The 21,076-nt window shown below is 54.1% G+C and carries 15 protein-coding genes; 6 read left to right on the forward strand and 9 right to left on the reverse strand.

Going from position 1 to position 21,076, the window contains the following annotated elements:
* Nucleotides 1-41 precede the first annotated feature (41 nt).
* Nucleotides 42-1,346, reverse strand: coding sequence for a Gfo/Idh/MocA family protein (locus CRP01_RS09915; RefSeq protein WP_099149869.1), 1,305 nt, complete (start codon nucleotides 1,344-1,346; stop codon nucleotides 42-44).
* A gap of 199 nt (nucleotides 1,347-1,545) precedes the next feature.
* Here CRP01_RS09915 and CRP01_RS09920 point away from each other — a divergent pair, with 199 nt between their 5' ends.
* From CRP01_RS09920 to CRP01_RS09940, 5 genes are all read left to right on the forward strand, one after another.
* Nucleotides 1,546-2,751 carry an Nramp family divalent metal transporter gene (locus tag CRP01_RS09920; protein WP_099149870.1) on the forward strand — a complete coding sequence of 402 codons (1,206 nt, stop codon included), beginning with the start codon at nucleotides 1,546-1,548 and terminating at the stop codon, nucleotides 2,749-2,751.
* Nucleotides 2,748-3,764: an NAD-dependent epimerase/dehydratase family protein gene (locus CRP01_RS09925; protein ID WP_099149871.1), complete on the forward strand. Its 1,017-nt coding sequence runs from the start codon at nucleotides 2,748-2,750 to the stop codon at nucleotides 3,762-3,764. Before CRP01_RS09920 ends, CRP01_RS09925 begins: the two co-directional genes overlap by 4 nt.
* 45 nt (nucleotides 3,765-3,809) lie before the next feature.
* Nucleotides 3,810-4,886, forward strand: a complete 1,077-nt coding sequence (locus CRP01_RS09930; protein ID WP_099149872.1) for a dihydrodipicolinate synthase family protein — start codon at nucleotides 3,810-3,812, stop codon at nucleotides 4,884-4,886.
* Nucleotides 4,887-5,009: 123 nt separating this feature from the next.
* The gene (locus CRP01_RS09935) at nucleotides 5,010-6,062 is read left to right on the forward strand and encodes a helix-turn-helix domain-containing protein (RefSeq protein WP_099149873.1); all 1,053 of its coding nucleotides are present in this window, start codon (nucleotides 5,010-5,012) and stop codon (nucleotides 6,060-6,062) included.
* A 187-nt stretch (nucleotides 6,063-6,249) separates the two neighbouring features.
* Nucleotides 6,250-7,830 (forward strand): PQQ-dependent sugar dehydrogenase, encoded by a 1,581-nt coding sequence (locus CRP01_RS09940; protein ID WP_099149874.1) that lies wholly within the window; start codon nucleotides 6,250-6,252, stop codon nucleotides 7,828-7,830.
* A 227-nt stretch (nucleotides 7,831-8,057) separates the two neighbouring features.
* Here the strand turns inward: CRP01_RS09940 and CRP01_RS09945 are convergent, their stop codons facing one another.
* The 5 genes from CRP01_RS09945 to CRP01_RS09965 all read right to left on the reverse strand — a co-directional run bounded on the left by CRP01_RS09945 (nucleotide 8,058) and on the right by CRP01_RS09965 (nucleotide 12,279).
* Nucleotides 8,058-8,906: a GNAT family N-acetyltransferase gene (locus tag CRP01_RS09945; RefSeq protein ID WP_099149875.1), complete on the reverse strand. Its 849-nt coding sequence runs from the start codon at nucleotides 8,904-8,906 to the stop codon at nucleotides 8,058-8,060.
* A 150-nt stretch (nucleotides 8,907-9,056) separates the two neighbouring features.
* Complete coding sequence (locus CRP01_RS09950; RefSeq protein ID WP_099149876.1) at nucleotides 9,057-9,800, reverse strand: DUF4097 family beta strand repeat-containing protein; 744 nt, start codon at nucleotides 9,798-9,800, stop codon at nucleotides 9,057-9,059.
* A gap of 158 nt (nucleotides 9,801-9,958) precedes the next feature.
* Complete coding sequence (locus CRP01_RS09955; RefSeq protein WP_099149877.1) at nucleotides 9,959-10,717, reverse strand: DUF4097 family beta strand repeat-containing protein; 759 nt, start codon at nucleotides 10,715-10,717, stop codon at nucleotides 9,959-9,961.
* Between the two features lie 180 nt (nucleotides 10,718-10,897).
* The gene (locus tag CRP01_RS09960) at nucleotides 10,898-11,668 is read right to left on the reverse strand and encodes a HEAT repeat domain-containing protein (RefSeq protein WP_099149878.1); all 771 of its coding nucleotides are present in this window, start codon (nucleotides 11,666-11,668) and stop codon (nucleotides 10,898-10,900) included.
* Nucleotides 11,665-12,279: an RNA polymerase sigma factor gene (locus tag CRP01_RS09965; RefSeq protein WP_099149879.1), complete on the reverse strand. Its 615-nt coding sequence runs from the start codon at nucleotides 12,277-12,279 to the stop codon at nucleotides 11,665-11,667. Before CRP01_RS09965 ends, CRP01_RS09960 begins: the two co-directional genes overlap by 4 nt.
* 461 nt (nucleotides 12,280-12,740) lie before the next feature.
* Here CRP01_RS09965 and CRP01_RS09970 point away from each other — a divergent pair, with 461 nt between their 5' ends.
* Nucleotides 12,741-15,491: a triple tyrosine motif-containing protein gene (locus CRP01_RS09970; protein WP_170110303.1), complete on the forward strand. Its 2,751-nt coding sequence runs from the start codon at nucleotides 12,741-12,743 to the stop codon at nucleotides 15,489-15,491.
* A gap of 69 nt (nucleotides 15,492-15,560) precedes the next feature.
* Here the strand turns inward: CRP01_RS09970 and CRP01_RS09975 are convergent, their stop codons facing one another.
* From CRP01_RS09975 to CRP01_RS09985, 3 genes are all read right to left on the reverse strand, one after another.
* Nucleotides 15,561-16,952: a glucoamylase family protein gene (locus tag CRP01_RS09975; RefSeq protein ID WP_099149881.1), complete on the reverse strand. Its 1,392-nt coding sequence runs from the start codon at nucleotides 16,950-16,952 to the stop codon at nucleotides 15,561-15,563.
* 225 nt (nucleotides 16,953-17,177) lie between these two features.
* A complete protein-coding gene (locus tag CRP01_RS09980) occupies nucleotides 17,178-19,145 on the reverse strand; it encodes a glucoamylase family protein (protein WP_222845687.1) in 1,968 nt (655 codons plus the stop codon).
* 92 nt (nucleotides 19,146-19,237) lie between these two features.
* On the reverse strand, nucleotides 19,238-21,019 hold the full coding sequence (locus CRP01_RS09985; RefSeq protein WP_099149882.1) for a LamG-like jellyroll fold domain-containing protein: 1,782 nt from the start codon (nucleotides 21,017-21,019) through the stop codon (nucleotides 19,238-19,240).
* Between the last annotated feature and the right edge of the window lie 57 nt (nucleotides 21,020-21,076).

Consider the following 21,076-nt stretch of genomic DNA (forward strand, 5'->3'; position numbering starts at 1 on the left):
TCGGACCACCGGTCCACAACGGGGCCCGACCTACTGACTGATTATACCTCCTTGGGCACGATATAAGGTGCACGGTATTTCCGCGTCAGCATTTTATTAGCCTCTTTATCTCCGATGAACTTCTCCTTAACCGGATCGAAATTCAGGACCCGGCCCACCCGGTAGGCAATATTGCCCAGGTGTGCCAGGCCGGAGGAGAGGTGGGCGGTTTCCACGGGCGCATGCAGGATGGAGGGATCCTGCGCACGAACTGCCTCGATGAAGTTGGCGTAATGGTCACCACCCGCTTTATTTTTAGGGCCCGGTGTCCGGTCCCGGCCCAGATAAGTTTCGTAAGTATCGTAGCCCTTGATCACCATGTAGCCTTCGGTACCGTAGAAGATGTTGCCCACCCCGACGCCGTCTTCCAGATTGGTCATCCAGGGACGCACCTCAAACTCAATGATCTTTTTCTCTTTGGGATACAGGAAAGAGGAAGTCAGCACTTCCGGGGTTTCCTTGGCATCATCCCACAGAAACTTTCCACCCATAGAGGTGATCTGTTCCGGCAGGCCTACATCCAGCCCCCACATACAGAGGTCGGTTTCGTGTACGCCCTGGTTGCCGATGTCTCCGCAGCCATAATTCCAGTGCCAGTGCCAGTTGTAGTGTACATGATCTTCCGAAAAGGGGATCATGTCGGCGGGGCCCGTCCACAGATCGTAATCCAGTCCGGCCGGTACTTTTCCCGGGCCTTTTTTCCCGATGTCGGCCCGCCAGCGGTAGACGACGCCCCGGGCCATGTAGACCCGCCCGATCAGGCCGTCGCGCAAATGCTGGATAGCTTCGCGGATGGCGACCGAACTGCGTAACTGGACCCCGTGCTGTACGATGCGCTTGTATTTATGCGCGGCCTCCACCATCTTCCGGCCTTCAAAGATATTGTAGGAACCCGGCTTCTCCACGTAGACGTCTTTTCCGGCCTGACAGGCCCAGATAGCCGCCAGCGAATGCCAGTGGTTGGGGGTGGCGATACTGACGGCATCGATATCCTGGTTCTCGTACACCTTGCGGAGGTCTTTTTCCGTCATGACCTTGCGGCCGTATTTTTCGGCAAAATCAGCGGCCCGTTCCCCCAGTACATTTTCATCGGGATCGCAGAGGCAGGTAACCTCGACATTCTCCAGTTGCTCGAATCCGGCAATATGGCTTTTCCCCCGGCCATTTACCCCGAGTACAGCGACATTGATCCGGTCATTGGCTCCGAACACCCGGGCCGGCAGGATAGTGGGCAGGGAAAGGGCGACGGCCGCACCGGCGGATTGCTTAATGAATTTCCTCCTGGAAGCTGGATTTTCTTTTTTCATGTTTAATATTTTGGTTTTAGGCAATTAACGCATGGTATTTTTCCCAAATCATCCCACTTTTTCTATCCCTATAACGCATCAATCGGGCCCCGACCATTAACCGCTCTGGCCATTTGACCACCGGTTTTGAAAATTTCCGGTCAATTATTAAAGATTGCCGCGGCAAAATCAGATTTTATGCCCCAAAGCAACTAAAAGCATGCGAACCACTTTAAGCAACCGCCTGCGGCGACTGGGGCCGGGCCTGATCACCGCAGCCCTGATCTTCGGTCCGGGGAGCCTCACCATTACCACCAAGTTGGGGGCCGGATTCGGCAATCAGCACCTCTGGGTGATCCTGCTGGCGGCCATCTTCATGATCGCCTATACCCGGCTGACTACCCGGATCGGGCTGGCGAGTGAAGTCTCCCTCCTGGAAACGATCCGGCAACGGTACGGCCGCTGGGCCGCCATCCTGATCGGCCTGTTCATCTTTATCATCACCGCTTCTTTTCAGACCGGTAATTCCGTCGGTGCCGGTGTGGCCTTCTCCGAACTCACGGGTACGCCGCTGGCGCCCTGGGTGCTGCTTTTTTGCGGAATCGCCATCGGTTTGCTGTTCTTTCGTTCATTTTACAAGATCCTGGAACGGATCATGATCGCGATGGTCCTGCTTATGTTGCTTTCCTTTTTTATCACGCTGCTCCTGAGTCGGCCCGATCCCCTGCAGGTGCTTTCCGGGCTTATTCCATCCCTGCCGGCCGGCAGCACCCTGCTGTCCATTGCGCTTTTTGCTTCCAGCTTTTCGCTGGCAGCGGCTTTTTATCAGGCCTATCTGGTAAGCGAAAAAGGTTGGCAAAGAGAGGATCTGAAAACGGCCGTTGGCGAAAGCCGGGAGGGCATCATCATTCTGGCCCTGCTGAGCAGCATGATCCTGATTTGCGCCGCCGCCGTATTGCACCGCCAGGGGCTAAGCGTCAATACCGCTTCCGACCTGGGGCTGGCGCTGGAACCGCTGTTCGGCAAATCGGCTACCTACGCTTTTATGACCGGTTTTTTTGCGGCCTCTTTCTCCTCGCTGATCGGCAATGCCACCATCGGCGGCGCTATGCTGGCGGATGCATTTTCCCAGGGAAAAGACCTCCGGTCAGGGACAGTACGCGGCTTTATCGTCAGTGTAATTGTCATCGGAGGGGGAATTGCCATTTACTTTGGTGGTTTCCCCTTACAATTGATCATTTTCGCCCAGGCGTTCACCATTATTTTTGCCCCCATCGCTGCCGTTTTTATTCTTTTGATCGCCAACAACCGGTCCATTATGGGTAATCTGATCAATGATACCGCCGGCAATATACTGCCGCTGATCGCCCTGGTAGTGACCCTCTTTTTGGCCGTATACCATATCCTAACAAGCATCCTGTTATGAGAACCGAAACCGAACTAGAAGCAAGCCTGAGTTTTCCGTCCGACCGCCTCACTGCCGATATAGAACGAATAGACGGCGATATCCTGATCCTGGGTATCGGGGGGAAAATGGGCCCCAGCCTGGCCAGACTGGCCCGCCGCGCGATGGACCAGGCGGGCTCTCCGCATAAAGTCATTGGCGTTTCCCGATTTTCGGATGCGGCCAAACGGGCGGCGCTCGAAGCGTCCGGCATTGAAACGATCGCCGGTGATCTGTTGGACGAATCATTTTTACAAACGCTGCCGCGCACCAGGAACGTCATTTTCATGGCCGGGCAGAAATTCGGCACCACCGGTCATCAGGCCTATACCTGGGCTATGAACACCTACCTGCCCGGACGCGTTGCCGAAACTTTCCGGGATTCCCGCATCGTTGTTTTTTCCACCGGCAACGTCTACCCTTTCACCCCGGTGCAGGGATCCGGTGCTACGGAAACGACCCCCGCGGCCCCGGTGGGTGAATACGCCCAGTCGTGCCTGGGTCGGGAACGGATCTTCCATTATTTTTCCGAGAAGTACCAAACGCCCATGTTGTTCTACCGGCTCAATTACGCACTGGACCTCCGCTACGGCGTGCTGAACGATATTGCCCGAAAAGTCTGGAACGGAACCCCTATTGATCTGAGCATGGGGCACGTGAATGTGATCTGGCAGGGTGATGCCAACGAATACGCCATTCGGGCGCTGCTCCACACGAGCTGCCCTCCCGGCATTCTGAATGTAACCGGACCGGAAACCCTCAGCGTCCGCTGGCTGGCCGAACAGTTTGCTACGCGGATGGATAAATCGCCCCGTTTTAGTGGTGAACCGCAATCCACCGCTCTGCTCAGCAATGCGGGCAGGATGAAAACATTGCTGGGGCCGCCGACCGTCGATATCCACCAGATGATCGAATGGACGGTAAACTGGATCAAAAACGACGGCAAAGAGATCAATAAACCGACCCACTATCAGGCTAGGGACGGCGCTTTCTAATCCTGCACCAATGACTGATAAATTACTGAAACTCTTCATTTACTGATGAATAACACCAAAAATATCCCGAGCCTCGCACCGGCTGTCCGGCAACTGCTGGCCAAAGGGACCGTTATCCCCGCCCATCCTCTGGCCCTATGTGCCGACCGCAGTCTCGACGAAGACCGGCAGCGACAGCTTACCCGCTATTACCTCGCAGCGGGGGCCGGAGGCCTGGCGGTAGGTGTACACACCACGCAGTTCGCGATCCGCAATCCGGAGATCAATCTATTTGAAAAAGTACTGGCCATGGCCATGGAAGAGGTGAACCGGGCCGAACTGGACCGGCCACTGGTCAAGGTAGCGGGCGTCAGCGGTCCGACTTCTCAGGCCGTCCGGGAAGCCGAACTCGCCAAAGATCTGGGTTATGACCTGGCGCTCGTCAGTTCCAACGGGCTGGGCTTGTGGCGGGAAGAGGAACTGCTGGAACGTGCCCAGGAACTGGGAGCGATCATGCCGCTATTCGGTTTTTATCTGCAGCCGGCGGTCGGAGGAAAACTGCTGTCCCGGGATTTTTGGGAGAAATTCGCCGAGATCCCCAGTGTATTAGCGATCAAGATCGCACCCTTCAATCGCTACCAGACCCTGGATGTGGTCCAGGCGGTCTGCCAATCGTCCCGCCGGGACGAGATCTCCCTCTATACCGGCAACGACGACAACATTGTAGCGGACCTGCTGAGTACCTATGAAGTCGCCACTGCCGACGGCACGGTCAGAAAAGACATTGTCGGCGGCCTGCTGGGACACTGGGCAGTCTGGACCCGGCGGGCCGTGCAGTTGCTCGAACGGATCCACGAGCTGAAAGCTACTGCCGGCTACGGTATTCCGGCCGGGCTACTGACGGAAGCCCTCCAGGTCACCGATACCAATGCGGCCTTTTTTGATGCCCAGAATAATTTTGCCGGCTGCATTGCGGGCATCCACGAAGTACTCCGTCGGCAGGGGCTCCTGGCGGGAACCTGGTGCCTGGATCCGGAAGAAACCCTTTCACCGGGCCAGGCGGAGGAGATCGACCGGGTGTACCGGGCCTATCCGGAACTGAATGACGATGATTTTGTGCGGCAGTTCCTGCGGGAAAAATAACGGCACCATTGGACTTAACCCACTGCAGGATGTTAAGATCACCCGCCGGGTGTGGACATATTTAGCGAGTATCCTTAATTTTGGGGCAACTGGTAGTTTAGCTAATATTTCGAACGCACTCCTATGGAATTGTGGAAGTCCACTTTGTTTTTACTGGGCGGGATCGGTGTCATCAACGGATTGCTGTTGTCCGGCTTCCTGTTGTTTTCCCGGGAAAGGAAAACCAAAAACACCATTCTGGGACTACTCATTCTGATGATCTGTCTGCGGATCGGAAAAAGTATGTACTACTACATTATTGATGATGCCAGTAAACTGGTGCTCCAGATCGGGCTGACCGCCTGTGTTTTCATCGGCCCCTTATTCCACCTTTACACCAAGGCGATCTCATCCAATGATCCGACAATCCGTTCCCGGGACCTGATACTGCCGGCCTTGATTGGTACGGGTATTATAACGGTAGGCATAATTTACCCCTATGAACAGTTTCCCGACTTCTGGAGAGGTACGGTAGTGGGCACTATTTACAGTGTATGGACGGTCTTTACCGTTCTGGGACTCGTCAAAATGCGCGGCATTTTCCGGAAGAGTTTCAACAATTTCCGCCAACTCGAAAAGGAAGAGAAAAAATCCCTGTTCATTGCCATCGGTATAGTTTTCATCACCATCACCTATCAGTTGGCGTTCTGGGTCAGTGGCCCCACTTACCTCTGGGGAAGTTTGATCTTTACCTCGCTCCTCTATTCCTACCTCTACACGGAGATCAGGCGTCTGATCCGGCAACCCAACCGCAGAAGATCCGGACAACAACCCGCCCTGGAAGCCGGCCCCGAACTTTTCGAACAGGTGGAGCGGGCCATGCAGGAGCACCAGCTCTACAAAAAACCGGCTCTGAAATTAAAGGAACTGGCCAATGTCACCGGCATTCACACCCACCTCTTATCCCAGGTGCTCAATGAAACCTACGCCCACGGTTTTGCCGCCTACGTCAACGAAAAACGGATAGAAGAGGCCAAAAAACTCATGCTGTCCGATTCACAGTTTACCCTGGAAGGTATCGGTTACGAAGCGGGATTCAATTCCAAATCTTCCTTCTACGCCACCTTCAAAAAAATGACCGGCTCTACTCCAGCCGAATATAAAAACCAACAGTCCGTCGGTCGTCTCCCCTCCTGACACACCCAATCTCCCTCTCACCCCCTCCCCCAATCTCCCCCTCCCCCCCTCTCCAAGTCACCCAGTCTCCAAGTCACCCCCTCTCCAAACCAGTCCAAAATTATAATACTGCACCTGAATACCAACCCATTATGCGGCATCGTCCCTGGCGGCACCCTAGTTTTGCAGCCTTACAAAATTTAAACCGATGATGTCCAGAATTATTTTTTCCATTTCTTTTTTACTATTGGTTTTGACCCTGAACGGCCAATCCGACCGGGAGCAGATCGAACAGGTGCTGCATGATTTTATCGACGGTACCGTGTATAACGATCCGGACCTGATCCGTCGATCCTTCTATCCGGGCTCTTATATGTTCCTGCACAATGATCCGGATACCGTCTGGAAAATGAGCTCCGATGCCTACGCGGCGCTGTACGACAACGGACGGAAAGGCATCAAGAACAATCGCGAGGGAAAGATCATTACCATCGATATCGTGCTGAGTGTGGCTTACGCCAAACTGGAAGTGATCGTACCGGTGCTGAACAAACGCTTTTACGATCTGCTGTTGCTCAAAAAGATCAACGGGAAATGGCTGATCACCGGCAAGAGTACTTCCGCCGAACCGATCCCCAAATCGGCGCTGCAATCCACGGTAGTTCCCCGCAAAGAGACCATCATGTCGGGCCTGAATAAACCCTGGAGCATGGCCTTTCTGAATGAGAACGAAGTGCTGCTGGCCGAAAAGGAAGGTAGCCTGCTGCGGATCGATCTCTCTTCCGGAGCAAAAACGGCTATCAGCGGCCTACCCAAGGACGTCGGCCGAGCGATCACCATCGATACGGCCCTCTACCGGCCGGGCACTTATCCGGCTCCGGCGCACGGTCAGGAGCACGTTTTCAATGCCGGCTGGTTTCAGGTACTGCTGGATCCGGCCTTTGCCGACAATGGCTACATTTACCTTTCCTACGCCAGTATGAATGAGGAAAATGCGGCGGCGCTGAAGGTCATCCGAGGTAGGCTCACCGAGAACCGCCTGGAGCAGGTCGAGACCATTCTGCTGGCCGGGCCCTATTCGCACGGATTATTCCACTTCGGTGGCGGTATGGTCTTCGGGCCGGACGGCAAATTGTACATCGCCACCGGCGAACGCAATTTCTTTGAATACCACAATCCGGAACTGCCCCTGGCCCAGGATATAACGGACCGGCGGGGTAAGATCTTCCGGCTCAACCCGGACGGAAGTATCCCGGCGGACAATCCCGATTTCGGCTCCAGGGCCGTACCCGGACTCTACGCCCTGGGTATCCGGGCCAGTCAGGGAATGACGCTGGACGAAACTACCGGCCGGATCTGGTTCAGTGATCACGGCACCATCCAGGGCGATGAACTCAATATGCTGGAAGCCGGCGCCAACTACGGCTGGCCCTACCGAACCAGCGGAAAATTCCGGACGGCGGATTATCAGCCACGGGTTCCGGCGGGCCTCGAATTCACGGATCCGGTGCACAGCTGGGATCAGACGATCGCACCTACCGGACTGACCTTCTACCGGGGTCGGGATTTCCGCCAGTGGGCGGGTAACATCATTCTACCCGGCCTAAGTAAAGGTTCCCTCTGGCGCATCGAGCTGGATCAGGACCATAGCGTAACCCGCATGGAAGAACTCTTTGTCAACGATCGGGTGCGGCTCCGGAAGGCCATCGTTTCCCCTTTTGGTAAGCTTTACCTTTTGACGGACGAAACGGACGGAAAAATTATCCGCGTAATAGACGAGCATTTATAATTTTCGATACCCCCGGTAATCACCATAGGGCTGTTCAGTTCTCAAATTATTGAATATAAAAAATGGCAATTTCAATGGCTATAGCAATTTCAATAACTCAACATCAGGCGAAAAGGTCGAAATCGGAGCAGAAAGCTGCCTTTTGCTTGCTATTGCTATGGTGCTTGACATGGTAATTGAAAAATTCGCATCGCGCTTTTATAGAACGGAACAGCCCTACCCGGTAATCACCCGAACTCCGGTCCGGCGATCGCAAACTGTCCGGACCTATCCCTTTGAGCAGCCCATTCACCCAAACTCATCCGGGTGAATGGACGCTGAACGGTAAAACCGAGCTCCAACAGCCAGGATCGCCACCGGATCTGTTCACTCATAATATCGACAATCACGGGTTTTCCCGGAATATTCCGGGCCGCGGCCAGCAACAGGGCCCGGGCCGTGACGGTATCATCAGCGACCACCGGTCCGATCTGGTCAAACCGGCTTCCGGGTCGGCCCAGACAATAGCCCTTTACTTTTCCATCCTGCAGACAGGCCCAGCCGTAATCTGGGGCATTGGACCACAGGGCCCGCAACAGGCCGTCCCGCCGGGCTCCAAAATGGAGTCGATCATATTCGATACAGGCGGCAAGCAGGTCCGGACGGATGGGAATGATGTGTGGATCATTGGCCCTGGAAGGAATTGCCAAACGGTCGGCTTCCAGTCGTTCCAGAGGGCAAATATCACTAAAGCCCAGCGTGAGATAAAGTTTCCGGCCTTTGGGCGTAGCATCCAGGAGAACCGGCCCGGTGGATTGGGCGTAGTCAATTGCGGCCCGTAGCAGGCCGGTACCGATACCGAGTCCGCGATACTGCGGATCGACCAGCACCATACCGATCCAGCTAAAGGGCCCGGGATACTGAATGGTGGTGACCGTGCCGGCGGGTTTGCCTTGCCAGGTGGCCAGGTAGGAGCCGCCTTGACTCAGTGACAATAAGATTTCCCAGTCGGCGGGCAGTTGATTCCAGCCGGCCATCTTTTTGAATGCCATTCCCAGAGGAATGTCCTGTACGCTAAGTTCCCGCAGTGCCATCATACACCGTCAATAATACGATAATGCCCGGTTTTACCGGAATAAAACGGTCGGGGAGTTTTCCGGATAGGCGCACTAAAGCAAAAAGCCGTAAACAGGATAACTTTCCCGCTTACGGCTAATTCGCTGATCTTGGCGATCGCTATACCATCATTAGTTACTTTTCCGGAGGAAAATATCGCCGCTAACGGTTTCCAGAGCTACTTTTTTACCGCCACCGTTCAGGCTGCGGTTCAGGCGTTTGGACCAGGCAGTGCTGCCCTCATCAAGTTTGAGGTCAAAATCGGTGTAGATCTCGCCGGTAACGGATTTGAAAGCGGCATCAAATCCCTGATTACCCGGAGAAGTGAAATCGACAAAACCGCTGATGGATTTGGCGCGGATCTGTCCTTTATAATTCTTGATCTCGATCCCACCGGAGATCGTTTCCAGATTGAGTTCGCCGCCATTATAGCTGCCCAGCAGGTTGATATCGCCGGAAATGGTTTCCAGTTCCAGGCTCATTCCGGCCGGGAGCATCAATTCGTAACTGATCTGAAAACAGACACATTCGTTGCCGTTCCAGTTCTCATTATCACAGCTCCAGCACTGGTATTTCCGCTCTCCGTCCTTCTTCATATCGTAATCCGTTTCGATGACGAGTACCCCGTCTTGTTCTTTTGCGGATTGCTGATCAATGGACAGGAGTTCTTCCTTGCTGTAGGTAATGGTTTTCTTCAGTCCGATCTCCTGGCGATTCCAGGATTTGATGTCGATCTTTTTGGCAAACTTCAGGTTAGCCTCGATCTTTTTACCGGACGGAACGGGGAAAGTAGCTTCCTCCTGCTTGGTCATTTGGGCCAGACAAATGGCTGAGCAACTCAGGAGCAGTACAACACTTAGGATAAGACGTTTCATAATATTTCAGTCGAGTTTTTTGATAAACGGATGATGAACCCGGCGATGATGCGCAGGCGTTGATCCCTGCTGGTCACTGCCGGGTGATCCTTCTGACAGTTGGGTGATTACTTTGGGAATTTGGAAAGTTATCCCGGGACTTTTTTGCGTCCCTGGACTTACTTCTTACGGAGATAGATATTGCCGCTAATGGCGCGCAGATCGATCTCAGCACCTCCCCCGTTCAGTTTACCGTCGAAATTGGAAGAATAACGGTTCTTGAATTCGGTATCCGGGAATTCCAGGTCCAGGTCGGAGAAGATCTCGCCGGAAATGGAGCGCAGTTTCAGATCCGCTTTGATGGATGTCGGCATGGTCACATCGATAAAGCCGCTGGTGTTGACGATAGAAGTGGGCTTGTCTCCGTTCATATTGGCGAAGGTGACGGTGATATCGCCGGAAGTAGTTTTAGCCACTACCGGTCCGCTGATGTCTTCCAGTACGATATCGGAATTGGTCGTTTTGATCTCAATTTCCCCCATACTGCCCTTGATGTAGTAGTCGCCGCTACCGCCCCAGCCGTCTTCCTCGATCTTGAGGTTGGCTTTTACCGGTACTTTGATGCGGTAATCCACAGACTGGCCGGTTGATTTTTTGATGGTCATGGCGCCGCCGCTGGTCATGATCTCCAGGCCGATCCCGGTATTATCCTGACCTCTGGCGGAAAGTGCTTTCAGACCTTTAGCCCGCTCCGGCGGACCACTGTACCCGGAAGATTCGATCTGAACTTCCGTACCGGAATAGGCCTCCACCTTCAAGTCGGCATTATCCAAAATAATGGTAATAGTACCGGAGCTGCTAAAAGCCTTGTTGATATTTTGCGCCTGCAAGGCAAAACAGGCCAAAAGAAATCCTAAAACAATCGGTGATCTTTTCATTTGTTATGTTGAATTTATACTTGATTCATGTTAAAACGTTTGAATGTGTGAACGTTTGAAAGTTTGAACGTTAGAACGTTTGAAAGTGGGAACGTTGAGTGTCTGGGAATCCAACGTTCGAACGTTCGAACATTTCCACCTTCACACCTTCACACGTTCGCACGTTTCCACGTTACCCCATCAAATCATGGTTTCCAGGCCATAAGCAGCCACATTGCGCACCACCTCGGGAACGTCCTCCCGGTCCAGGAGTCGTTGCAAACTGGGCACCGCTTCTTTGCGACCGCCACTCACCAGGGATTCGATGAGCATGATCTGTACTTCCGGACTGCTTTCCAGTTCCAGCGCCCGGATCATGGCCTCCGTGACCCCTTCCTGCGGCAGAAAATTGCCGAGGGCTTCGGCCGCTTTCATGCGCACATTTTCGTTTTCGTCTTTCTCCAGTCGATCGACCAGAGCGCTGACGATACGATCGTCCTGCTGGTAATCCCGGGCCGATACGTTCATCGCCTGGATGCGCTCACTGGCGGAGGCATCGTCCAGCATAGCCAGCAGCAGCAGCTTGCGGGTTTCGACCACCTCCGAACTGAGGCGCTGGATCTGGGCTTCCTGGCGACTGTGGTTTTGCAGCATCACGCCGAATCCCACACCGATCACTACCAAAGCGACCGCAGCGGCCGCCCACCAGCTCAGGCGGTGGTTCTTTTCGTTGACCGCCCGGTGATCATTTTTTGCTTCCATTTCCAGGTACTGGAAAAACTGGTCGCGACTGTAGCGGGAGGGTTGGATCTCCGGTTCCTGGTCGATCTCGCCCAGGACCATTTTGAGGTCCGCTACCTCCTGTTGCAAAGCCGGCGACTCCCGCACCAGGCGGTCCATTTCCTGCTGTTCCTTTTCCGACAGGTCTCCTAATACATAGGCGACCAGCTTATTATTTTCCGTCTCTTTCATTCCTGATCGAATTTGAAATAGAGTACTTTTAATTGTTGGATCGCGCGGTGTACTTTTACTTTCACCGCTCCTTCGCTGATCCCCAGCGTCTGTCCGGCTTCCTGATATTTCATACCCTGGTAGCGGGTCAGGATCAGCACTTCGCGATATTCGGACGGCAGGGCGGCCAGGGCCTTCTGAAGCGTATCTTCCTGCTCGCGGGATTCCATTTGCCGGCTTACCGGAGCCTCCTGGCCAAAGCGGTGATCTTCTCCGTAAATTCCGGTCATTTCCCGTCCGTGTCTTTTGTAATAATCGGCCAGCTGGCTGCGCGCGATCTGGTACATCCAGGCCCGGAAGGGCAGATCCACCCGATAGGTGTGGCGGTACCGGATTATGCGTTCGAAAGTGATCTGTCCGAGATCCTCGCTCCAGTCCACCCGGCTACACAGGCGGTAGAAATAATTGATCAAGGGCCGGTGGTAGCGCTCGAACAAAGCGGCCCCACAGGCCAGGCGTCCTCCACTGAGCCCCTGCATCAACTGTTCGTCGCTCCACTCCTCCAGCGCATTGCTTACCGGCCGCAGGGAACGATCTTGCTTATTCTTTTTTCCAAATGAGTAGCTTGGCATAAGTGAGCTAAAGCGTTAATTTGCCCGGAATACCCGGACTTTGGGAAAAGGTTACACCGAAGTTGTGATTTTTTTTAAATTTTGTAAAAGAACTTAGGGAAATTTGGGTTCCGGCGTGTTGAAACTATAGCCCCCAGGCGATGAAGATGGTTACTACTGACCACTTCCGTAAATGATGTAGGTGAATCAGGGGTTAAACTTGGAGGAAATGTGCCATTTGGCACAAAATCTGGGTAGCAAAATGATCATTTCCCGGCTGAGCGTACCGTAGGTAAAACCATATTGCATACCTACGGCACGCTGAACCTACCGAATTATTGGGCGGGCTACCTATATTTTGTCCCTACGGGACCGGACCGTTAACCTCTAATTTGCATGGTTCTAAAATAAGCAGTTGAACCTGCACCGGCAGGCGTATTGAAACCAAGATGTACAGAGACTTAACCGGCCTTGCGATTTGTATGCTTCTTTTTTCTGCCAAACTGGTGTTTGCGCAGGAGGTACCCCGCGTTATTTCCTACGATAAAGAAGAATACAAAGCCTACAACCAGAACTGGGGCATCACCCAGACCCCGGAAGGCCTGATGTATTTTGCCAATTCGGCCGGTCTACTGGAATACGACGGGCAGTATTGGCGCACCTATCCACTACCCGACAAACAGATCCTGCGTTCGGTGGCCTCGGACGGTAAGGGCAAGATCTTCAGCGGCGGCTACGGCGAATTTGGGTACTGGGAAGCCGACGAGAACGGCTCTCTGCAATACTATTCCCTGCAGGAAGAACTGGAACATCCCCAATCCGCATCCGAAGAGATCTGGAATATTGTAGTGGACAGTCAGCTGGTCCTTTTTCATTCCTTTTCCGAAGTATATGCCTACGATTACGAGCAAGTCTACCGGATCGACGATCCGGGACTGCTGCTGTTCGTTAAAAAGATCCGGGATCATTGGATCTTCCCGCTGATCCAGGATGAACTGCGAACCTGGACGCCGGAGCAGGGCTTTCAGATCCTCTCTACCGGGGCTTCACTTTCGTCTCTGCGGGTTAAAGGTCTGGTCACCAAACCGGAAGGCGGCTTCTGGGTCGGCACGGAAAGGGCCGGCATTTTCTACTTTGACGAAGATAATGAATTCAACTCCTGGCCGACGGAAGTGGATCAGGAACTGAGGGATTTTCAGATCAACCGTATGGAATTGCTCCGGTCCGGTCATCTGGCCATCGGCACCATCCTGAACGGCCTCTACGTGCTGGATCAACGGGGGCGGCTGATCTACCACATCAATAAGGAAAGCGGTTTACAGAACAATACCGTGCTGGGGCTGTGGGAAGACCACAACGGCAACCTCTGGCTGGCGCTCGACAAAGGGATCGACCTGGTGATGCTCAGTCAGGCGCTGAATTTTTATCCCGACGTGACCGGCAAGCTGGGCACGGTTTACACCGCACTGGTCTACGAGGGACTGCTCTACGTGGGGACCAACCACGGTCTGTACGTGCGCCGGTTCGATGCCGATGAAGAGTTTCAGCTCGTGGAAGGCACGCAACTGCAGGTCTGGGATCTGTTTGTAAAAGACGGCCAGTTGCTGTGCGGGCACAACAACGGTACCTTCCAGATCGAAGGCCGACAGGCACGTCGGATCTCCCCCATCAGCGGCGGCTGGCACTTTGAAGCTTTCCCCGGACGTGACGACCTTTTGCTGCAAAGTACCTATACCGGTTTGGTCATTTTGGGCAAAGATGAGCGGGGCTGGGCTTTCCGGCGGCGGATCAACGGGCTGCAACTCCCCATCAAAAAATTCTACTTCGACGAGTCAGGCTACATCTGGGCGCTCCACAGTACCCAGGGGCTCTGGCGGGTACGGCTCAACGAAACGCTGGATTCCATCAATTATACCGAGACCATTGATGAAAGCTACGGTTTGCCGACTACTTTCGGCCTTGATCTGGTAGAGATCGATGAGCAACTGATCATCCGGGCGGATACTTCGCTGTTTCGCTGGGATCCGGCGACCGAAGCGCTACAACCCCTCGATCGTTTCAACGGCGTGCGCCTGCCCCGGCAGCGGATCAGCCTGTTGCCGGGCAACGGGCGGGAATGGTTCATTGCTACGGCCGATCGGCTGCTCTGGTACCGGGACAGTAGTCTGCTGAGTGAATTTTCCATCAAACTCGTGCCTAACTTTGAAGAGATCATTGCCATTGATTCGGCGAACTATCTCTTTTGCATGGACAACGGTTTTGCTCTGCTGGATACAACGGTAGTAGGTGCTCGTTCCCGCCAATTGTCCGAGCCCATCATCAGCCGGATCGAAGTACTGCGGCCGCAACAGCGGCAGCTCGTTCCCTTCCGCAGCGTTTACCGGAACGGGGAGCGAATGTTGGAGTTCAGCCCGCAGGAACGGCAGATCCGCTTTTATTTTGCCCTGCCTTTCCACGGCGAACAGATCCAGTACCGGTACCGCATTCTGAACTACGACGATGAGTGGTCGGAATGGTCCCAACTGGCGCTGATCGAAATTGCCAAGCTCCGGGCCGGCGATTACACCTTTGAACTGCAGGCCGATCAGGGCACCGGCATTACCCAGCAGGCTTTCCGGGTATTGCCCCACTGGTACGAAACAACCTTTGCCAAAACCGTCTATTTCCTGCTCGCTCTGCTGGGCGCCTTCCTGCTCTGGAACTGGCACCAGGTGCGATTGCGCAAGCAACTGCAGGCATTGGAAGATAAAAAGGAAAAGCAATTACAGGAAGAACGGATCAAGGCCAGAAACGAAACCCTGCAGCAGGATGTACTGCGAAAAAGCCAGGAACTGGCCAATTCGACCTTCAACCTCGTCCGAAAAAATGAGATCCTGATCCAGCTGAAAGAAGCGCTGGCGACCGGCCAAAGGAAGGAAAGCCCAAAAAGCAATAAACAACTGATCCGTCTGATCGACCGCCATCTTACGGACGAGGAAGACTGGAAGATCTTCGAAACGAATTTCAACCAGGTACACGAAGTATTCTTCAAAAAACTCAAATCCGAATACCCGGATCTTACGCCGGGAGATCTGCGCCTGGCGGCTTACCTGAAAATGAATCTATCGTCCAAAGAGATCGCTCCCCTACTCAATATCTCCCTGCGCGGGGTGGAGAACAAACGCTACCGCCTGCGCCGTAAAATGGAGTTGGATACGGACACGAATCTGGCGGATTTTCTGATGCAGTACTGATCGGAAATACCGTGGTGATCCGGTTTAAGTCTGGCCTGGATCACCACAGTATCACTTCCAATCGATGTTTTAATTACTGGACACCGGTCCGGTTGTAAAACCCAACCGATCCAGGCCCGCCTGCACTTCCGGACAGGACATGAACAGATCCCACAGCATACCGGAGCGATGATTCTCGATCATTCCGATAATGGGTCCCTGGTCAATCGCCAGATAGCGGGGGGCCACCCAGCCGTCATCCGGACGGAAAGCATCGTAAAAACCGGCCGGACCGAGCAGAATATCTCCGTAATCCCGGTAAAATCCTCGGATCGCGGCCAGCGTCTGTTCGGGCGTATAAGGCATGGAACTCAGCGCGGCCGTCGGGGAGATCACCCCATTGTCTTCGTCGGGCCGGTGGGAAGCATAGCCGATCTCCCCGTTTTTTGGCGAATAGCTGGACGTCAGCCCCCAGCAATCCGGACCGTAACCCTTGAAATTATTGGGGTTGTCTACGCAGTGCTTGTAGTGGATCAGCGCGTGGTTCTGGTTGAGCTCCCAGTAGTTGCCGTACTGATCTTCCAGATTGCGCGGATCGAGCCCCAGGTGCGAATAATGCGCCCAGAACAGAGGACCTACCGGAGAATCGCCGCTAGGATAGTGATCCAGCACTCTTTTGTAACCCAAATAAGCATCATCGGCTTTGATATCTCCGTTTCTGGCCCAGCACTCGTGGTATACGGCCGGATCCGTCGGATGGGTTGGCGATGAGGCCGCCATCACGTGGGTGATCAGGGTTTCGTTGTACCCCTGCAGCGCAAAGTTCATTTCAAAATTATACTCCGGAGACCAGTGCCAATAGAGGTTATTGGTGCCGTTGGTATACCAGTCCCACTCCATATCTTCCCAGAGCACATCGATCTTTTCGGCCAGAGCCGCTTCCTTCGCGTTTCCGCGATCACAGAACTGACGAACGCAAAGCAGGCCCTGCATCAGGAAGGAGCTTTCGACCAGATCGCCGCCATTGTCCTTCTTACTGAAAGGTTTCACTTCGCCCGTTTCGCCGTTCAGCCAGTGGGGCCAGACGCCGTGGAACCGATCGGCGGTCTCCAGAAAGTTAACGATCTTGGTCAGGCGATCGATCCCCTGTTCGCGGGTGATAAATTCGCGTTTTATTCCCACCAAGATCCCCATGACTCCGAAACCAGCACCGCCGGTAGTCACGATGTGGGCATCATTTTGCGGGTAATTCCCGTCCGGATGAAAGCGTTCCCGGGCCATACCGGAATTGGGCTCCGCGTATTCCCAGAAGTACCTAAAAGACTGAGCCTGCACCGAATCCAGCAATTCCTCGTCGGAAGCCGTTTCGTACCAGGCCGTTTCAGCGGTGCCGGTAGCTCCCTCTTCCTGCTTGGCATCCGGCGAGGTCTTACAGGCCCACACCAGCAGGCAGCAGGCAAACAGCAAAAAAGATAATCTCATGATATTTATTTTTAAAGCAGATCGGTCGATCTGCAGGGCAGCGTAAAGACTACGAGGGGCAGCCCGAAAGGTAATCGCCTAAGCGGTGAAATTTCCTTTCGAATACATCCGGCCGGACGAGCGTTCCCGGCCCGGCTTATTTTCCCCGTCTTCTTTGCGTTGCGGATTATCAAAAATAAAGGCCCGCCAATAAGGATTTACCGGCAGGCCCGTCTTTAGTTGGTTTCAATAAGTAAATCCGAGTTTCGTCAGTCCATTTTTCACTTCCGGGCTGGACATGAACAGGTCCCAGAGCAAACCGGTCCGGTAATTTTCGATCATAATGATCATCGGCCCCTGGTCGATGGCCAGAAATGAACCGGCTACCCAGTCCTCCGTCGGATTAAAAGCGTCATAGAAGCCATACTGCCCCCACAGCCGGTCACCCAGCGTGTAGTAGAAATGCCGGATGGCCGCCATGCTTTCTTCCGGCGTATACGGAATAGAGGATACCGCTGCGGTCGGCGTAATCACTCCCTTATCGTTGTTCGGACTATGGGCCGAATAGCCTTCTTGATTATCACTCGCCGTCAGGCCCCAGCATTTATCGGAATAACCCACGTAGTTTTTGGGATTATCCGCGCAGTAGGCGTGATTGATCCGGCTGTGGTTGACATTCTGGGTCCAGTAATTGGCGTACTGATCCTGCAGATTCCGGGGGTCGAGCCCCAGATAGGAGTAGTGCGCAAAGAACAGCGGCCCTCCGTAGTTGATCCCCAACGGCAGTTCGATGCCGTAGAAGGAGTTACCGTTAACCATCTGCCCCGAACGCGCATAACCGCTGTCGTACAATTCCTTGCTGATCGTATGCGTGGGCGAAGCCGCCGCCAGGATGTAAACGATCTGGGTTTCGTTGTGCCCGCGTATCGGCAGGTTAATGGCCCATTCGTTATCCGGTGACCAGTGCCAGTACAGGGCCTCCTGCTCTCCACGGGCGAACCAGTCCCATTCCACCTCGCGCCAGAAGCGATTGATCTGGTCGATCAGTGCGGTTTGCATGGGTGCTTTTTGCTGGAGGTACTGCCGTACCGTCAGTAGGCCCTGGACAAAAAAGGCGGTCTCTACCAGATCCGCGCCATTATCCCGCTCGCTGAAGGGACGTACTTTACCGGTGGTGCCGTCCATCCAGTGGGGGAATGCACCGTGGAAACGATCAGCCGTCTCCAGAAAATTCAGGATCTGTTGCCAGCGCTCCAGTGCCTGATCCAACGTGATAAAACCTCGCTCTACCCCGACGATCATCGCCATCAGGCCGAAACCCGAGCCGCCGAAGGTCACCGTTTCCCCGCTGGTATTCCGCTCCCGGGCCAGGCCGCTCCCGGGATGCCCAAAATCCCAGAAATACCGGAAGGTCTGCTCCTGCACGAGCGTCAGGAGATCTTCATCCGAGATCATGGGAAATTTGGGGGTTTCGTCTACGACTGTGTAGAATTCCTGGCTGAAAGCTTCCATAATTTCGCCGTTCTTCCCCTGCAGGCCCTCACCGATCAGAAAAGTGTATCTGGTCCAGTCTTCCAATGGACTAAGGTAGCGGATCGTCGCCTGTTTCTGGTCGGCGGAAAAACTGATCTCCGGAGTGCCTGCGGTTCCACCGGTCAGATCGACATTGTTCCGTAGGGAACTGGTGTCGACAGCCAGTGAAAACGTAAGCTGTACCGTGGGTTGAAGGCTGATGCCCGTCAGGTAAGTAAAGGCGTTTTGTGCCTTCCCATCAATGGTGAAACCCGTCAGACTCGAAGTGCCGTTAAGCGTCCGGAATCGCAGGTCCTGAGCGGTGAAACCCGCTCCACCCTGGCTTTTCAACTCATTGGAGATCGCCAGGGTGTAAGCGGTGTTGTAGTCCAGTCTTTGTTTGGGGGTAATGCGAACGTTTCGGTTCCCGTTCGCATATTGGAATTGTAACTCCAGGGCCGAATTGTCCCGCAGTAAAGCGATGGCCGTTTCCGCAGTTCCCGCATCGACGGGAGCCGAGAAGATCAGTTCGAACGGCCGGTCTATCGGGATCTCATTCACGCTACCGTCCGTCATCATCAGCTCATTGCCGACATAGGCGGATTCCAGAAAGAAGTCCTCGTCCTGCCCGCCTTTATCCTGACAGCCGGCAGATAGCACTAATGTGAATATAGCCCAGAGGGCGCATTTGAAAAATCTCAAAATGTCTGTTTTTAATGCACAATGGAAGTATTACCGTGGCGGCAAAGCGAATGCAACACTGCGACCGCTTTGCCACCTATCGGTAAAGATAATTACTGTTCGTCCGCAATGATAGTCTTTACCTCTTCCTGGGTCAAAGCCTTATTGAACAAACGCAGCTCATCCATGATGCTGAGGTCGGCCTTGTGGTTCCAGCCCACAAAACGCGGCGCTCCCGACATAATGGACAGGATGTCGCAGTCGGTCCAGTCCACTCCGGTGAAGGCATCCTGCTTCACGACTTCACCGTTGATGTAGACGACACTTTCCGATGAGGAGATGGTAAAGGCCAGGTGGATCCAGTCCACAGCGGTAGGATCTACGGTAGCCGTCGCACCGCCGTCAAACCAGCTTTCACCGTCCCCTCTGCCGACATTCAGTTTAAAGATCTGGTTGGTCTCGCCGCCTTCGCGGAAGAAGCGGAATCCGCTGGTACGTTTGTTCATAGCGTCCGGATTTTCTGCATCCGGCGGTCCGATCACCAGGATACCCGCACGGGTGGGATCGGCATTGGGTTTGTACCAGAAGGCCGCACTGAATTCTTCCCCGAGTAATCCCGCCGTGGGGAAGGTCAGGTAAGATTCTTCGGCGCCTTCGTAAGCGCTTCCTTCCTTGGCCTCTTCGGTGAAAGTCGGCGTACCGATGATTGTAGCCGATTTTCCACTGATCAGGTCTTTATTCGAGCCGTCAAACGGCATGTAGAAGGTTTCGCCGTCGTATTTGGGAACGTAACCCACCGCACCGCCTTCATCGGCAATAATGCTGAGGATATCCCCCTGGGACAGCGCCCGGTTGAACAAGCGCAGTTCGTCCATGTAGCTCCGGTCGGACAAGTGATTCCAACCGGTGAAACGGGGCGCTCCCGACATGATCGACAATACATCGATCCCTTCCACGCTCATTCCGCCGTCCAGCGGACCTTGTTTTACGGGCTGACCGTTGATGTAAACCGCCGCTTCGGACTGGCCAATGGTAAAGGCGAAATGCACCCATTCATCGGCGTTCGGATCAACATCCGCCGCCGCACCGCCGTCGAACCAGCTGTCGGCTTCGCCGCGGCCTACATTGAGCTTGAACCGCTGCATGCCCCCGGCATTCTCCCGGAAAAAGCGGAATCCTTTCGTACGATTATTCTGCGCATCCGGGTTGGCGGTATCTTCCGGACCGGCCACCAAGATACCGGCACGATCCGGTACGGCGTTCACCTTCATCCAGAAAACGGCGCTGAATTCATTATCAAACAAACCGGCGGTCGGGAAGGTCAGGTAGGCGTTTTCCGCACCGGCGTAAGCATTGGAGCCGGCAACACTCTCTCCGGCAAAACCGGGATTACCCACTACCGTAGGCCGGGTCACACTGACCAGATCGATCATATCATCGTCGAACGGCATATAGAAAACTTCCCCGGCATAACGGGTTTCGTAAGGTGGTTCTTTGGAGAAATTCACCGTCGAGGTAGTCGTTTTACCGTCCAGGTCGGTACCGGTGATCATCAATACGTGGGGACCGTCGGTCAGATTATCGTAGGTGAGCTCTTCGATAAACCGGCGGTAGTCCGGAAAATCGCTGGAGCTGTAACTGGCTAGTTCCGAGCCATCCAGATCCACCTTGACGGTAGCGATCTCGATATCATCGGTCACTTCAAACTTGATATTGATGGACGTTACAGTTTCGTAAACCGAGATGGCCGTCCCTTCGGTCGGGTACTGAATATTGATGATTGGTGCCGACTGATCCGGCCCCGGATCTACCCGGGTGATGGGATCAATACCTTCGTTACACCCCATAAAGAGGACGATCAGCAGGGCGCTTAGATATATTAAATAACTTTTCATTGTTTTAATTTTTAAAGTGGTGGTACTTACTACTTTCTCCGATGGCGCAGGTGCGGG

The sequence above is a fragment of the Flavilitoribacter nigricans DSM 23189 = NBRC 102662 genome, from assembly GCF_002646595.1.
Lineage (GTDB): Bacteria > Bacteroidota > Bacteroidia > Chitinophagales > Saprospiraceae > Flavilitoribacter > Flavilitoribacter nigricans.